Raw genomic sequence first — 14,682 nt, forward strand, 5'->3', positions numbered from 1 at the left:
CCGACATGTCCGACTTTCACGCGTTTCGCATCCACAACGACGATGCCGGCTATCGCGCCGGTATCGAAAGCATCGGCGCCGACGCGCTATCGCCCGGCGAAGTGCTGGTCGCCGTCGCCTATTCCTCGGTCAACTACAAGGATGCGCTCGCCGGTACCGGCAAAGGCAAGATTCTCCGTCAGTACCCCTTGAATGGCGGCATCGACGTGGCCGGCCACGTGGTCGCCTCGACCGACCCCACCTTCAAGGAAGGCGACGCGGTGCTGTGCACCGGCAGCGGGCTGTCCGAAACGCGCGACGGCGGCTACGCCCAGTACATCCGACTGCCGTCTGCCTGGACGATTCCGCTGCCTGCCGGTTTGAGCCTGCGCGAAAGCATGATCCTGGGCACCGCCGGCTTCACCGCGGCGCTCGGCTTGCTGCGCATGCTGGACAACCATCAGACGCCGCAGCTCGGCCCTATCGCGGTGACCGGTGCCAGCGGCGGCGTGGGCATGCTGGCCATCGATATCTTCAGCCGCGCCGGCTACGAAGTGCACGCGATCAGCGGCAAGACCGATCATTTCGATTTTCTGCGCGCGCTGGGCGCCGCCGAGTGCATCGATCGGCATCAGCTGGCTTTCAGCGGCAAACCGATGGATTCGGTGCGTTTCGGCGGTGTACTGGACAACGTGGGCGGCAGCATGCTCGCCGGCCTGTTGCCCTTGATCAGCCCTCTTGGCAACGTCGCGCTCTGCGGCAACGCAGGCGGCGTGGCCTTCGATACCACCGTGCTGCCCTTCATCATTCGCGGCGCGGCGCTGCTCGGCATCGCCTCGGCCGGCACACCGCGTGCGGTTCGCGACGAGGTCTGGCGCCGCCTGGCGAACGACTGGAAGCCGCAGCACCTGGATCGTATCGCCACAAATGAGATCGCCCTCACAGAGCTGTCCGGTGCGTTTGCGCGTATGCTGACCGGGGACTCTTTCGGCCGTACGCTGGTGCGCATCGATCGCGCCGCTTGACGAAAGCGTGCTTGGAACTGCCACAGCCACCGCTTAGAATTCACGAAAACCGAAGGAACCAACATCCAATGGCACGCATCTTGATTGTCGACGATTCTCCGTCCCAGCTATTGGGCATCAAGCGAATCGTCGAAAAACTCGGACACGAAGCCTTCTCCGCCGAAGATGGCGCCGCCGGCGTCGAGGTTGCCAAGCAGGAACTACCCGACCTGATCCTGATGGACGTGGTGATGCCGAACCTCAACGGATTCCAGGCCACACGCACGATCAGCAAGAATCCGGAAACGGCGCATATCCCGATCATTCTGGTGACCACCAAGGATCAGGAAACCGACAAGGTCTGGGGCATGCGTCAGGGCGCCAAGGCCTATGTCACCAAGCCGATCAAGGAAGAGGATCTGGTCAAGACCTTGAACGAGTTTCTGCCAGGCGCGCGCGCGCCGTAATCGTCAGACTTCCTCAAGAGTCGCCCAAAAAAACGGCGCCCGAGAGCGCCGTTTTTCATCGCTGCTCGCCGCTATCAGCTGCGTGGATCGTAATCCGTGAACTGATCGCGCAATGCCTCATAAGCCGCACGTTGGCTGTCGCTTTCGGCCAGCGGCGCGCGGATCGAGAGTTCGACCAGCTGATCGCCCGGATTGGCACCCGGCATGCCGCGGCCTTTCAGACGCAGTTTGCGGCCCGATTGCGACCCCGCGGGTATGCGCAAATCCACTTTGCCGGCCAATGTCGGCACGGAAACGGTTGCGCCCAACGCGGCCTCCCAGGGCGAGATCGGCAGGACGTGCAGCACATTGCGCCCGTCCAGGCGGAAGCGCGGATCGTCACGGACCGTCACCTCGAGCAACAGGTCGCCCTTGGGACCCCCGCCCATGCCTGCCTGACCCTGGCCGGACAGGCGAATGGTCTGGCCGGACTGGATGCCGGCGGGAATCTTCACTTCCAGCACGCGTTCACCGCCAGCGGGATCCTGCATGGAAAGCCGCGTGCGACCGCCGTCGAAGGCCGTCTGGAGATCGATCTGCACGCTTGCCTGGACGTCGCGCCCGCGCCTTGGACGCGCCTGCCCACGCTGTCCTCCCGCGGCATTGCGGCCGAACAGGCTCTCGAAGAAGTCGCTGAAGTCGCCATCGCCCATATCGCCGTGACCGGGCTGACCCTGCCAGCCCGGCGGCGGCCGGAACTGTTCACCCTGTCGATAACCGCCAGCCCGTAGCTCGTCATAGGAGCGCCGCTTGTCGGCATCCTTGAGCACCTCGTTGGCTTCATTGATCGACTTGAATTTTTCCTCGGCGCCCGCGTCCTTGTTTTTGTCGGGATGGTACTTGCGCGCCAGCTTGCGATACGCCGCCTTGATGTCGGCCTCGCTGGCGTCGGGCTTCACACCCAGAATGTCGTAATAATCTTTGAATTCCACTGCCACTCCCCAACTTACGCAAAATCCGTATCGGTTCGCTTAACGTTACGGCCTGTTTCGCACTGTGCTGCGGCCAACTTTTTCCGATCGACCGCCGCGGTTGATGGTAATGCGTCGCGGCGCCGGTGCGTCTTTATTCGGCCAAATCATTTCCTGCAGCGCTTCACGCACTGCCGAATGTTGATGCGGCGGCGTGCACTTAGACAGGCTGGCCTTTCTTAAGGAGCCTTCATCCGAACGCCACCGCAGGCCGCCAGTATTCCAATGACACAGAGCGACCGACAACCTAAGTCGACCAGGTAACCGAGACCGACGACCATGCCATGATCTTTTCCATAGCCATGCGGCGCATTGGCCGCCTGTGTTGCAAGATAGGTACGCCGGCGAATGATTCAAGGCGACGAAACCAGCCGATCATCACGAGGAAAGTCCGCGATTCAGCCAGACAACAACAATTGCGCGATCGAACATGGTCGCGCAGCTCCTCAACCGAGAGAGATACGCATGATCATCCAACCCGGCAAAATGATTCCCGACGCCTCCGTGCAGGTTGTCGACGCAGAGGTGCGCAAATGCCGTACCGCCGAGCTGTTCGCCGCCAGAAAGGTCGTGATGTTCGGCGTACCCGGCGCTTTCACTCCGACCTGCTCGAACAAGCATCTGCCAGGTTACGTCAACCATCTGGCCGACTTTCGCGAACGCAACATCACGGTGATGTGCCTGGCCGTGAACGATGCGCATGTGATGCAGGCATGGGCGGCATCGTTACAAGTACCCGCCGAGCTGCTGATGGTGGCCGACGGCAATGCCGGTTTTACCCGATCGATGGGGCTGGAGCTGGACGGCACCGCCTTCGGCATGGGCATTCGGGTGAAGCGCTTTGCGCTGTTTGCCGAAGACGGTGTGGTCCGCCTGCTGCATGTCGAAGCCCCCGGCGAGTTTCGCGTGTCCAGCGCCGAGGCGATGCTCGCCGCCATCGATCAATGAGCTATATCTGTTGGGGCAGAGCTGGCACTCGTTGTCGCCAGGCGTGTGAAAAGCTGGAGCTTCCAGGCATACGTGGATGCCTCGAAAAATCATAGGCGCCCGTCGTCGCTTCAGACGGCGGGCTCACCAAGCAAAACCAGACGTTCGCGGATGAACTGACTCCCACGGGCGACAGCAAGTCGCATCGGCATATTTTCCCACCGACCACGCCTACTCCGACCAGCGCAACGAACTATCCTCCGCCGTTTTGCACTCGCTGGCCTCGCTGCCCAAGTAGCGCGTTCGCAAAGCCTGCGCCGAAGCGATCACTCCGGAATCCGTCCAATAAAAAACCCCGGATACCCGGGGTTTTTCTTGCCGCGCAAAACGGCTGATCAGTCTTCGACTGGCGTCGGCTCGACTTCACCGGAGCCACTTTCGTCGACGGGCGAAGCGCCGCCGACAATCTCGCCATCTTCGCCGTTTTCTTCTTCCGCATCGAGCCGCACCACGCTGACCAGCTTTTCATCCGCCGGCAGCTTGATCAGGGTGACGCCCTGAGTGTTACGGCTGAGCTGCGATACCTCGGCCACGCGCGTACGTACCAGCGTGCCCTGATCGGAGATCAGCATCAGCTCGTGCAGTTCGGTGACCTGCGTTGCCGCCACCAGCGCGCCGTTGCGTTCGGAACACTGGATACCGATCACGCCCTGGGTGCCTCGTCCCTTCTTCGGGAATTCGCTCAGCTCGGTGCGCTTGCCGTAACCACGCTCGGTCGCCGTGAGAATGTCGCCCTCGGCGGCCACGATCAACGAGACCACATTTTCGTCCTTGGCCAACCGCATGCCGCGCACGCCGCCGGCGGTACGACCCATCGAGCGCACGGTGTTCTCGTCGAAGCGGTTGACCTTGCCGTTGGACGCGAACAGCAGCACGTCGCTGTCGCCATTGGTCAGCGCCACGTTGACCAGCGCGTCGCCTTCATCGAGCTTGATCGCGATCTTGCCCTTCTGCAGCTGAAAGGCAAACTCCGTGAGCGGCGTTTTCTTGACCGTACCCATGCGGGTCGCAAAGAACACGAAGCGGTCTTCGGTGTATTCGCGCACCGGCAGCACCGCCTGCACTTTTTCGTTTTCGCCCAGTGGAAGCAGGTTCACGATCGGCTTGCCGCGCGCACCCGAGCCCGCTTCCGGCATCTGATATACCTTGAGCCAATAGACGCGACCGGTGCTGGTGAAGGTCAGCAGGGTATCGTGGGTGTTGACCACCCACAGCTGCTCGACGAAATCCTCGTCTTTCAGCGCGGAGGCCGAACGCCCCTTGCCGCCACGACGCTGCGAACGATAGCTGCTCGCCGGCTGACGCTTGATGTAACCGGTATGCGACAGCGTCACGACCACATCTTCCGGCGTGATCAGGTCGAGTACGTTGAGGTCTTCCTGCGAATGCTGGATCTCGGTGCGGCGGGCATCGCCGAACTCTTCCTTCACCGTTTCCAGTTCGCCGCGAATTACTTCGAGCAGGCGTTCGGGATTTTCCAGAATTTCAATCAGGCCGCGAATGGTTTCCAGAATCTGCTTGTATTCGTCGGAGAGCTTTTCCTGCTCCAGTCCGGTCAGACGATGCAGACGCATCGCCAGAATTTCCAAAGCCTGCGCTTCGGACAGCTGATAGCCGTCATCCTTCAGGCCATCGCGCGGATCCATTTCCTCCGGTCGTGAGGCTTCGGCTCCGGTGGCCGACAACAGCGCGCGAACCAGCCCCGCTTCCCAGCGCCGCACGACCATCCGCTCCCGCGCCTCGGCCGGCGAGGCCGACGTCTTGATCAGCTCGATCATCTCGTCGATGTTGGCCAGCGCTACCGTGAGGCCTTCGAGGATGTGCGCACGTGCGCGCGCCTTGCGCAGTTCGAAGATCGTGCGACGTGTCACCACTTCGCGACGATGGCGGATGAACGCCTCGAGGATATCTTTGAGATTCAGCAGACGCGGCTGGCCATCGAGCAGCGCGACCATATTGATGCCGAAGGTGACCTGCAGCTGGGTCTGCTGGAACAGGTTGTTGAGCACTACGTCGCCCATCGCATCGCGGCGGATCTCGATCACCACGCGCATGCCGTCCTTGTCGGATTCGTCGCGCAGCTCGCTGATGCCTTCGAGCTTCTTTTCCTTGACCAGCTCGGCGATCTTTTCGATCAGCCGCGCCTTGTTCACCTGATACGGCAGCTCGTGAATGATGATGGTTTCACGGCCGTTCGCCTCGGTTTCCACCTCGGCCTTGGCACGCACCAGAATGCGGCCGCGGCCCGTGCGATAGGCCTCGATGATGCCGGACGAACCGTTGATGATGCCGTGGGTCGGAAAGTCCGGCCCCGGAATATGCTGCATCAGATCCTCGACGCCCAGCGACGGATCGTCGATCAGCGCCAGTGTCGCCGCAATCACCTCGTTGAGGTTGTGCGGCGGAATATTGGTGGCCATACCGACCGCGATGCCGGCAGAACCGTTGATGAGCAGGTTCGGCACGCGCGCCGGCAGCACCAGCGGCTCGTGCTCGCTTTCGTCGTAGTTGGGACCGAAGTCGACGGTTTCTTTGTCGATATCGGCCAGCAGCTCGTGCGTGAGGCGCGACATGCGTACCTCGGTGTAACGCATCGCCGCGGCGTTGTCGCCATCGACCGAACCGAAGTTGCCCTGACCGTCGACCAGCAGATAGCGCAGTGAAAACGGCTGCGCCATGCGCACGATCGCGTCGTAGACCGAGGCATCGCCGTGCGGATGGTATTTACCGATCACGTCGCCGACCACGCGGGCCGATTTCTTATAGGGCTTGTTCCACACGTTACCCAGTTCGCTCATCGCAAAAAGCACGCGACGATGCACCGGCTTGAGACCATCGCGGACATCGGGGAGCGCGCGGCCCACGATCACGCTCATGGCGTAATCGAGGTAGCTCTGGCGCATCTCGTCTTCGATATTGACGCGAATGATTTCTTTGGCGAGATCTGCCATGAATTAGCTTTCCTGGAGGACGAAAAAGGTCGCCGGAAGAGCGCTCGCGGCGCGCATGCAGGCGACTGGAAATCAACCCCGGAAGTGTACCACGAATGGCCTCAGATAGATAAGTTTTAAACCTTATCTATCAATAACTTATGCGGAAGCCTTTGGGTTCTTGAAAAGCGTGCTGCGAGCGGCCGCAAAGTTGACGAATGCCGCTACCACCGAGCCCGCTGCAGCGCCGATCGCCGGCCACCGGTGAAGCACGGGAAAGTTCATCAGCAAAAGCGCGTAGACACCGTAATTGACCGCTGCACCGACGCTCATCAAGCCCATCCAGTGCAGCCATTCGGCGTGCGCCGATCGATCGCTGCGACGATCGGCAAAGGTGTAATGGCGACTCCACCACCAGGTGAAAGTCGCTGCGATAAGAAACGACGGCACGCGCGCCACGTATGGATTCCAGCCGGCCAGGCCGACCAGCATCTGCACAATGCCCGTATCGATGACCAGACCACCGACACCGCCAACGGCAAAGAGAAAAATTTCCCTGTGCAGTTTTACCATCCGAACATCGCCTGCATGGCGATTGAGTTCGGTCGTTCGATCACGCCACGCTCGGTCACGATCGCGTCGATCAGTTCCGCCGGCGTCACGTCGAATACCGGATTCCACGCCTGCGCACCATCGACCACGGTGCGCTGCCCGGCGGTACTGAGCAGCTCGGTCGAATCGCGCAGCTCGATCTCGATATCCTCGCCGGTGCCAGTCGCCATATCCACCGTCGACGACGGCGCGACGACCATGAATTTCACGCCGTGGTATTTCGCGGCAATGGCCAATTGATAAGTGCCTATCTTGTTGGCGGTATCGCCGTTGGCCGCAATGCGATCGGCGCCGACGATCACCCACTGCACGGCACCGGATTTCATCAAATGCGACGCCGCCGAATCGGCAATCAGTTTGGCGGGAATGCCGTCGCGCACCAGCTCCCACATGGTCAGCCGCGCACCCTGCTGCCACGGCCGCGTTTCACCCGCATAGACCTGATCGATCCGGCCACCGGCGACGCCTGCGCGGATAACGCCGAGCGCCGTACCATAACCCGCCGTGGCGAGCGAACCGGTATTGCAGTGAGTCAGCACGCCGGAATGCGCCGCAATCAAGGACGCGCCGAGCTCGCCCATCCGGCGATTGGCCGCAAGATCCTCGTCCTGGATGGCCTGCGCCTCGCGCACCAGCCCCGGCGCATCGGCACTGGATGCGATGCGCTTTTTCATCCGATCGAGCGCCCACATCAGGTTGACCGCGGTGGGCCGCGCCGCGCGCAGCGTGCTCAGTACAGGATCGAGATCGACCTGCTGTTGAGCCGCCATGGCCACGCCCCAAGCCGCCGCGATGCCGATGGCCGGCGCGCCGCGCACGGCCAGATCGCGGATCGCCTGCGTCACCTGTTGCGCATCACGGCATTCGATCCACCGTTCTTCGGCGGGCAGCAAACGCTGATCGAGCAGGCGCAGATGATCGCCCTGCCACTGCACGGCGCGAATGGAGTCGAGGTTGGGATTGGGCGTTGTCATCGATCCATTATCGCCGATGACATGCCATCCCGGCGACACCTCACAGTGGACGGAAAACGAAGCGAAGGACGAGATCGACGTGTCAGCGCGCCTCCGGCACCACCAACCACAGAATGCCGTAAATCAAAATGCCAGAGCCGCCAAAAAAGGTCAGCACGATCCAGGCGATCCGCACCAGCGTGGGATCCCAGCCGAAATATTCCGCGATGCCTGCGCACACGCCAGCGACGGTCCTGTTGCTGCGTGATCGATACAAGCGCTTTTCGGTATTCATTCGCATTACCTCATCGAGAGCGATCAGTCGCGTGCATGCAGCCACTGATGAATGGCCGGCGGCACCTCGCGCTGTGCCCGACCGGAGACGTAAATGCCGATGTGGCCGCCCTTGAACGCCAGCTGGGTGTAATCCTCGGTGCCCAGACGCGTTGCCATGGCGCGCGACGCGTCGGGCGGCACCAGATGATCCTGCTCGGCAAAAATATTCAACACCGGCTGTTTGATCTGGCGCAGATCCACGCGACGACCGCCGATCTCCAGCGCGCCACTCATCAGGCCGTTTTGCTGATAGAACTTCTGAATGAACTCGCGAAACGCATCACCGGCCTGGTCGGGTGAATCGAATATCCAGCGCTCCATGCGCAGAAAATTTTCCAGCTCGATCGGGCTTTCCAGAATATCGACCAGCCCCACGTATTTCTGCTGATTCAAGCGCACAGGCTTGAGCGAGAGATATACGTAATTCATCAACGAGGCAGGAATATTGCCGACGGTATCGACGAATCGATCCACGTCGAGCGTGCGTGCCCAGTGCGAAAGCATATTGTCCGGCGTCTGAAAATCCACCGGAGTCACCATGGTGATCAGATTCCGGATTTTCTGTGGATGCAGGGCTGTGTAGCACAGCGAAAACGCGCCGCCCTGGCAAATGCCGAGCAGATCGATCGCGTCGAGCTCGTGCCTCTGGCGCACGGCATCGACACAGCGGTCGAGATAGCCGTTGATGTAATCGTCCAGCGTCAGCCAGCGGTCGGACGCATCGGGATAGCCCCAGTCGATCAGATAAACGTCCTCACCCTGCTCCAGCAGATTGCGCACCATCGACCGGTCTTCCTGCAGATCGGTCATCCAGACGGTGTTGACGAGCGCATAGGCGATAAGCAGGGGAACCCTCGACGTCGGTTTTTTCGCGCCCTTGAAATGCCAGACTTTCAATTTGTCTTCGCTGTACACCAACTTGCGCGGAGTGTTGGCGTATTCCGGCTGGCGCGCACCATGAAGCCGCCCCATGCCCGAGGCCAGCTTGCGCTGGAAGGCGCTGACCTCGTCCATGATCTTGTTGGGATCCATTCGAAACGGCGAGTGCTCCACGGCCGCTCCTTAGCTACGCTTGCGCGGTTTGACTGGCGCCACGCGCTTTGCGCGAAATGGGGAGGCCGCCGATTTTTTGGCAGCCGCCTTGGTTGTTTTTTTCGATGAAGATTTGGCGATGGACTTCTTTACCGCCGAACGCGACACCTTTTTTACAGCGGCAGTTTTCGCCGTCGGAGCCTTCTCTGCGGCCGATCGCGTCACCCCGCTCGCCAGCAGCTGCTCCTTGAGCAAGGCTACATCGCGGCGTAATGAGGCCAGCTCTTCGGCGTGATCGGCGACGGGCGCCGCAGTCTTGCCCTGGCGCATCTCACGCCGCAGCGAATGCAAGCGCTCACCCAGACTCGACACGTCGCTGCGCGTCGGTATGCCGAGCTGCTGGCAGAGATATTCGGTCTGCTCCTGCTGCAGCTGCCGCACGCGTATCTGCGTGTTGACCATCTCGCCGTACGCTTCGCGAAATTCTTCCGAGAGCGCAATCTCGGCGTAGGCTTCTTCCGCGCAATCGACCCACAAGTCGTACAGCACCTTCAGCGATTCGATCTGCTGGCCCGGCGCCGCGAGCTTGGACAGTCTCGCCTGCAGCTTTTCGATGGCCTGCGCATTGGAACGCTGCATCAGCGCCTGATAACGCTGTAAAGCTTCCAGATGTTTTGCGATGGCATCCGCCAGCGCCTGCTGCTGCGCGTGCGGGTCGTTGCCAAAGCCCGCAGCGCCGGGTGGCTGTGACTTCGCCGCGGAAGCGTCCGCTTTTTGATGGGAATTCAGCCACGCCTGCCACTGGTCGACAAAAGTTTTAGCCCCCGCATTATCGGCGCCTGCAAAACCGTGAGAGAAAGGCTGACCAGCGCCGGAGAAAAGCTGCTGGATCTGCTGCTGCCAGTCGTTCTGCGGGGTGGAAACTCTGGCTGCGGCACTTTGCAGCCAGTCGGCGTAGCTTTTCAGGCCAGCCAGCGCGTGGTCGAGCGTGAGATTGGGCGACGCACTCTTCGTTGAAGACGAGCGACGCGCATCTTCTGCGCTGGTACCGAACGGCGGCTGCATGTGGGCCGCAAACGCCTCCCAGGATTTGCGCACCATATCCTGATAGTCCTTGGCGGCACCGGTCTGGAAAAAATCGTCTGCTTGCTTGGTCACGCGCGGGCTCTCGTCACTCATGTCGCTTCATCCTAGCAAAAGCGACCCGCGGAAAAACGGTCACGGCAAAAGCAAAAGGCCCGGCGTGAAAGCCGGGCCTCTCAATCGCATCGATAACTTGAAACTCAGACGCCGGCGGCGGCTTCGTCTTCGGTCACGGCTTTCATCGACAGGCGAATACGGCCCTGCTTGTCGACCTCGAGTACCTTCACCTTGACGATATCGCCTTCCTTGAGCTTGTCGGAAACCTTCTCGACACGCTCGCTGGAGATCTGCGACACGTGCACCAGACCATCCTTGCCCGGCATGATCGTCACGAAGGCACCGAAGTCCATCAGCTTGGCGACCTTGCCCTCGTAGATGCGGCCCGGCTCGACGTCGGAAACGATCTGCTCGATGCGCTTCTTCGCCGCGTCGCCCGCTTCGCGGTTGACCGAGGCGATGATGACCGTGCCGTCGTCGTTGATGTCGATCGTGGCGCCGGTCTCTTCGGTGATCGAGCGGATGGTCGCACCGCCCTTGCCGATCACTTCGCGGATCTTGTCCGGGTGGATCTTGATGGTGATCAGGCGCGGTGCGTACTCGCTCATCTCGAGACGCGCCGTGGTGATGACCTTGGCCATTTCGCCGAGGATGTGCAGACGGCCACGCTTGGCCTGCTCCAGCGCTACCTTCATGATCTCTTCGGTGATACCGTCGATCTTGATGTCCATCTGCAGCGCGGAGATGCCGTTGGCGCTACCGGCCACCTTGAAGTCCATGTCGCCCAGATGATCTTCGTCGCCGAGGATGTCGGACAGCACGACGAAGTCGTTGCCTTCCTTGACCAGACCCATCGCGATACCCGCCACCGGCGCCTTCAGCGGCACGCCGGCATCCATCATCGCCAGCGAAGAACCGCACACCGAGGCCATCGACGAGGAGCCGTTGGATTCGGTGATTTCCGAAACCACGCGCACCACGTAAGGGAATTCCTCGATGCTGGGCTTCACCGCCTGCACGCCGCGCTTGGCGAGACGACCGTGGCCGATTTCGCGCCGCTTCGGCGCACCGAAGCGGCCGGCCTCGCCCACCGAGAACGGAGGGAAGTTGTAATGGAACAGAAACGGGTCTTTCGACTCGCCTTCCGGCGCGTCGATGATCTGCGCATCGCGGGTGGTGCCGAGCGTGGCAATCACCAGCGCCTGGGTTTCACCGCGGGTGAACAGCGCCGAACCGTGCGTGCGCGGCAGCACGCCAACGCGGCAGGTGATCGGACGCACGTCGTCGAGCTGACGGCCGTCGATACGCACCTTGGTCTTGAGCACGCTGTCGCGCATGGTGTGGTATTCGAGCTCGGCGAATTCCTTCGACAGCTCGGCCGAATGCCAACCGTTCTCTTCGGCCTGACCCTTGATCGAGGCCAGCGCTTCGGCCTTGATCGCCGAGATCGCATCGCGGCGCTGCAGCTTGTCGCGCACCTGGAAGGCCTCTTCCAGCTTGTTGCCGACGGCGCCCTTGACGGCGGCAATCAGCGACTCGTTCTGTGCCGGCGCCTGCCAGTCCCACGACGGCTTGGCCGCTTCGGACGCCAGCTCGGCAATCGCGCGGATGGCGACCTGCATCTGCTGGTGACCGAACATCACGGCACCGAGCATCACGTCCTCGGACAACAGCTTGGCCTCGGATTCCACCATCAGCACCGCACCGCTGGTACCGGCCACGACGAGGTCGAGGTCGGACGTTTTCAGCTCGGTATGGGTCGGGTTGAGCAGGTACTGGCCGTTGGCGTAACCGACGCGCGCCGCGCCGATCGGCCCCTTGAACGGGATACCGGCCAGGCTCAGCGCGGCGGAGGCGCCGAGCAGCGCAGCGATGTCGCCGTCGACTTCAGGGTTCAGCGAAACCACCTGGGCGATGACCTGCACTTCGTTCTTGAACTCTTCCGGAAACAGCGGACGGACCGGGCGATCGATCAGACGCGAGGTCAGCGTCTCTTTCTCGGTCGGACGGCCTTCGCGCTTGAAGAAGCCACCCGGGATGCGGCCGGCCGAATAAAACTTTTCCACGTAATCCACGGTCAGCGGGAAGAAATCCTGACCTTCCTTCTGTTTGGTCGCCGCCACGGCGGTAACCAGCACCACCGTGCCGCCCATGCTGACCATCACCGCGCCGGACGCCTGGCGGGCAATTTCGCCCGTCTCCAGAGTGACTTCGTGACTACCGTACTGGAATGACTTGGTTACTTTTGCCACGTTGATTTGTCCTGAATTGAGGAGTGCGGCTATGGATGACCGCTTTTTGACCTTCGCGTTCAAGGACGAACGCAGGACCTTAATAGCGCGGCCAAGAATGACCGCTTTTCGATCTCTGCGTTCACGGACGAACGCACAGGCTACCTACGCTGAATTACCGACGCAGGCCGAGGCGTTCGATCAGGGTCTGGTAACGGGCAAGATCGCGATCTTTCAGGTAGCTCAGCAGGCGCTTGCGCTGGTTGACCAGTTTCAGCAGACCGCGGCGGGAATGATGATCCTGCTTGTGCTCTTTGAAATGGCTGGTCAGGTGGTCGATGCGGGCCGACAGCAGCGCAACCTGGACTTCCGACGAACCGGTGTCGTTGGGGACGCGGCCGAAATCAGCAATGATCTTGCCGGTTTGTTCTACGGTGAGGGACATGAGTATGAATTCCTTGAAAAGCGATGCGAAGCTTACGCAACGTCACCACGAATGACGTTGCGTAAGCTTCGCCTAATGAATGAAAGCGTTTAAATAACCTGTCTATTCTACTGACCACAGTGGTGTTACAACAAGTGCGCGGGGATTATCCCGCTAAATTCGCTAGCCCGGCGGCAGGTTGAATCCGCGCACGATCCGGGTAAATCCCTGAATATCCACTTCGATCAGGGCCAGCAGGGCACCATCGCTGGCGTAAGCCGCGCACTGGCCAACCCGCGGCGCAGGATCCAACTGAATCTTCTGACCGCGCGAGATGGCCATGCTCTGACCATCGTCCAGGTTCACCGACGGCAGATCGGCCAATCCGGCCGATACGGGAAGCAGCGACGTCAGCAGCGCCTCGTCGCCCTGCTCAGCCGCCTGCTGCAGTTCCTCGATGGTCACCATCCGCGGCTCCCGAAACGGCTCGACCCAAAGGCGCCGGAGCGTCGTGACGTGCGCTCCGCAGCCCAGATCCTCGCCAATATCCACCGCCAGCGAACGTACGTAGGTGCCCGAACCGCATTCGATATGCAAGGTCAGCGTGTCGTCCGTACGGGCCAGTAAATCGAGGCGATAAACGTCGACCTCGCGCGCCGGCACCTCGACCGCCTCGCCGCGGCGGGCCTTGACGTACAGTCGCTCGCCGTCCTGCTTCAGCGCCGAGTAAACCGGCGGCACCTGCAGGATGCGACCGCGCAGTTTCACCAGCGCCGCCTCGATGGTGGCCTCATCCAAGGCCGGTACCGGCCGGCTCAGCAGAACCTCGCCTTCCTTGTCCGCGGTATCGGTGGTGACGCCGAGCTGGCACTGCGCGATATATGCCTTGCGCGACCCCAGCAGGCTACCGGCCAGCTTGGTCGCCTCACCGAAACACAGCGGCAACAGGCCCGTAGCCAGAGGGTCGAGCGCGCCGGTATGACCGCCCTTGGAAGCGCGCAGCAGTCGTCGAACCGCCTGCAACGCCTGATTGGAACTCAGGCCCAGCGGCTTGTCGAGCAGGAGAATGCCGTGCAGATCGCGGTTTTGAACGCGCGGAATACGAATGGAACGACTCATCAATGCCTTGCTGCCAACGTCGATGGATCAGTCTTTCTTGTCGCCGGCGGGCGGCAACAGATCGCGCGATTGTTGGCGCAGCAGCGATTCGATGCGCTCGCCCTTGTCGACCGAATCGTCGTACTTGAACTTCAACTCGGGCACGCGCCGCATGCGCATGCCGCTGTGCGCCAGCAAATGACGAATCTCGTGGCTGATGTCGTTGAGCGCCTTCACTGCCGGCAACCCCTGTTCGGGCATCAGCGCGGTAACCCATACCGTGGCCCAGTCCAGGTCACGGGTGATCTCGACGTCGGACACGCTGACCGACGGCAGGCCGTGATCGCGCACGGCCGCATGCACCAGCAAACCCAGTTCGCGGCGCAGTTCGGCACCGATGCGGTCGGTGCGTTTGAAATCACGGGATGGCATGGCAGGTTCCTCAAAATCCAGGGGCGAGAGACGAGATTCGAGGGACG

14 protein-coding genes are annotated in these 14,682 nt (G+C 61.5%); 3 read left to right on the top strand and 11 right to left on the bottom strand.

From position 1 onward, the window contains the following. Nucleotides 1-5: 5 nt before the first annotated feature. Complete coding sequence (locus HDE76_RS04925; RefSeq protein ID WP_184506631.1) at nt 6-1,004, top strand: acryloyl-CoA reductase; 999 nt, start codon at nt 6-8, stop codon at nt 1,002-1,004. Nucleotides 1,005-1,072: 68 nt separating this feature from the next. Beyond that, nucleotides 1,073-1,450: a response regulator gene (locus tag HDE76_RS04930; protein WP_179481576.1), complete on the top strand. Its 378-nt coding sequence runs from the start codon at nt 1,073-1,075 to the stop codon at nt 1,448-1,450. Nucleotides 1,451-1,524: 74 nt separating this feature from the next. On the opposite strand, the gene HDE76_RS04935 is transcribed toward HDE76_RS04930, so the two are convergent. Further along, a complete protein-coding gene (locus HDE76_RS04935; protein ID WP_184505810.1) occupies nt 1,525-2,421 on the bottom strand; it encodes a DnaJ C-terminal domain-containing protein in 897 nt (298 codons plus the stop codon). A 504-nt stretch (nt 2,422-2,925) separates the two neighbouring features. Here HDE76_RS04935 and HDE76_RS04940 point away from each other — a divergent pair. Further along, nucleotides 2,926-3,408, top strand: a complete 483-nt coding sequence (locus HDE76_RS04940) for a peroxiredoxin (protein WP_184505812.1) — start codon at nt 2,926-2,928, stop codon at nt 3,406-3,408. 374 nt (nt 3,409-3,782) lie between these two features. Here the strand turns inward: HDE76_RS04940 and gyrA are convergent, their stop codons facing one another. From gyrA to rbfA, 10 genes are all read right to left on the bottom strand, one after another. After that, nucleotides 3,783-6,398, bottom strand: a complete 2,616-nt coding sequence (gyrA, locus tag HDE76_RS04945) for a DNA gyrase subunit A (protein WP_184505814.1) — start codon at nt 6,396-6,398, stop codon at nt 3,783-3,785. Nucleotides 6,399-6,536: 138 nt separating this feature from the next. Then, nucleotides 6,537-6,950 carry a GtrA family protein gene (locus tag HDE76_RS04950; RefSeq protein WP_184505816.1) on the bottom strand — a complete coding sequence of 138 codons (414 nt, stop codon included), beginning with the start codon at nt 6,948-6,950 and terminating at the stop codon, nt 6,537-6,539. Then, the gene (gene mtnA / locus HDE76_RS04955; RefSeq protein ID WP_184505818.1) at nt 6,944-7,963 is read right to left on the bottom strand and encodes an S-methyl-5-thioribose-1-phosphate isomerase; all 1,020 of its coding nucleotides are present in this window, start codon (nt 7,961-7,963) and stop codon (nt 6,944-6,946) included. Before mtnA ends, HDE76_RS04950 begins: the two co-directional genes overlap by 7 nt. 82 nt (nt 7,964-8,045) lie before the next feature. Next, on the bottom strand, nt 8,046-8,237 hold the full coding sequence (locus HDE76_RS04960) for a PspC domain-containing protein (RefSeq protein ID WP_184505820.1): 192 nt from the start codon (nt 8,235-8,237) through the stop codon (nt 8,046-8,048). 23 nt (nt 8,238-8,260) lie between these two features. Further along, nucleotides 8,261-9,310, bottom strand: coding sequence for a class III poly(R)-hydroxyalkanoic acid synthase subunit PhaC (phaC, locus tag HDE76_RS04965; RefSeq protein ID WP_184506633.1), 1,050 nt, complete (start codon nt 9,308-9,310; stop codon nt 8,261-8,263). A gap of 30 nt (nt 9,311-9,340) precedes the next feature. Continuing rightward, nucleotides 9,341-10,489, bottom strand: coding sequence for a poly(R)-hydroxyalkanoic acid synthase subunit PhaE (locus HDE76_RS04970; protein WP_184505822.1), 1,149 nt, complete (start codon nt 10,487-10,489; stop codon nt 9,341-9,343). Nucleotides 10,490-10,593: 104 nt separating this feature from the next. Continuing rightward, the gene (gene pnp, locus HDE76_RS04975; RefSeq protein ID WP_184505824.1) at nt 10,594-12,702 is read right to left on the bottom strand and encodes a polyribonucleotide nucleotidyltransferase; all 2,109 of its coding nucleotides are present in this window, start codon (nt 12,700-12,702) and stop codon (nt 10,594-10,596) included. A gap of 154 nt (nt 12,703-12,856) precedes the next feature. Then, entirely contained in the window at nt 12,857-13,126 is a 270-nt protein-coding gene (gene rpsO, locus HDE76_RS04980; protein ID WP_179481595.1) for a 30S ribosomal protein S15, read from the bottom strand. Nucleotides 13,127-13,288: 162 nt separating this feature from the next. Then, nucleotides 13,289-14,224 (bottom strand): tRNA pseudouridine(55) synthase TruB, encoded by a 936-nt coding sequence (gene truB, locus HDE76_RS04985; protein WP_184505826.1) that lies wholly within the window; start codon nt 14,222-14,224, stop codon nt 13,289-13,291. 27 nt (nt 14,225-14,251) lie between these two features. Beyond that, on the bottom strand, nt 14,252-14,635 hold the full coding sequence (gene rbfA, locus HDE76_RS04990; protein ID WP_184505828.1) for a 30S ribosome-binding factor RbfA: 384 nt from the start codon (nt 14,633-14,635) through the stop codon (nt 14,252-14,254). Nucleotides 14,636-14,682 lie beyond the last annotated feature (47 nt).

Origin of the sequence: Rhodanobacter sp. ANJX3 (genome assembly GCF_014200755.1) — a bacterium.
Lineage (GTDB): Bacteria > Pseudomonadota > Gammaproteobacteria > Xanthomonadales > Rhodanobacteraceae > Rhodanobacter.

Bases quoted from the DNA above. Each gene is read 5' to 3' on its own strand.
- HDE76_RS04940 (WP_184505812.1), top strand. From the start codon at position 2,926: ATGATCATCCAACCCGGCAAAATGATTCCCGACGCCTCCGTGCAGGTT.
- HDE76_RS04960 (WP_184505820.1), bottom strand. From the start codon at position 8,237: ATGAATACCGAAAAGCGCTTGTATCGATCACGCAGCAACAGGACCGTC.
- phaC (WP_184506633.1), bottom strand. From the start codon at position 9,310: ATGGATCCCAACAAGATCATGGACGAGGTCAGCGCCTTCCAGCGCAAG.
- truB (WP_184505826.1), bottom strand. From the start codon at position 14,224: ATGAGTCGTTCCATTCGTATTCCGCGCGTTCAAAACCGCGATCTGCAC.
- rpsO (WP_179481595.1), bottom strand. From the start codon at position 13,126: ATGTCCCTCACCGTAGAACAAACCGGCAAGATCATTGCTGATTTCGGC.
- HDE76_RS04925 (WP_184506631.1), top strand. From the start codon at position 6: ATGTCCGACTTTCACGCGTTTCGCATCCACAACGACGATGCCGGCTAT.
- HDE76_RS04930 (WP_179481576.1), top strand. From the start codon at position 1,073: ATGGCACGCATCTTGATTGTCGACGATTCTCCGTCCCAGCTATTGGGC.
- gyrA (WP_184505814.1), bottom strand. From the start codon at position 6,398: ATGGCAGATCTCGCCAAAGAAATCATTCGCGTCAATATCGAAGACGAG.
- rbfA (WP_184505828.1), bottom strand. From the start codon at position 14,635: ATGCCATCCCGTGATTTCAAACGCACCGACCGCATCGGTGCCGAACTG.
- mtnA (WP_184505818.1), bottom strand. From the start codon at position 7,963: ATGACAACGCCCAATCCCAACCTCGACTCCATTCGCGCCGTGCAGTGG.
- HDE76_RS04970 (WP_184505822.1), bottom strand. From the start codon at position 10,489: ATGAGTGACGAGAGCCCGCGCGTGACCAAGCAAGCAGACGATTTTTTC.
- HDE76_RS04950 (WP_184505816.1), bottom strand. From the start codon at position 6,950: ATGGTAAAACTGCACAGGGAAATTTTTCTCTTTGCCGTTGGCGGTGTC.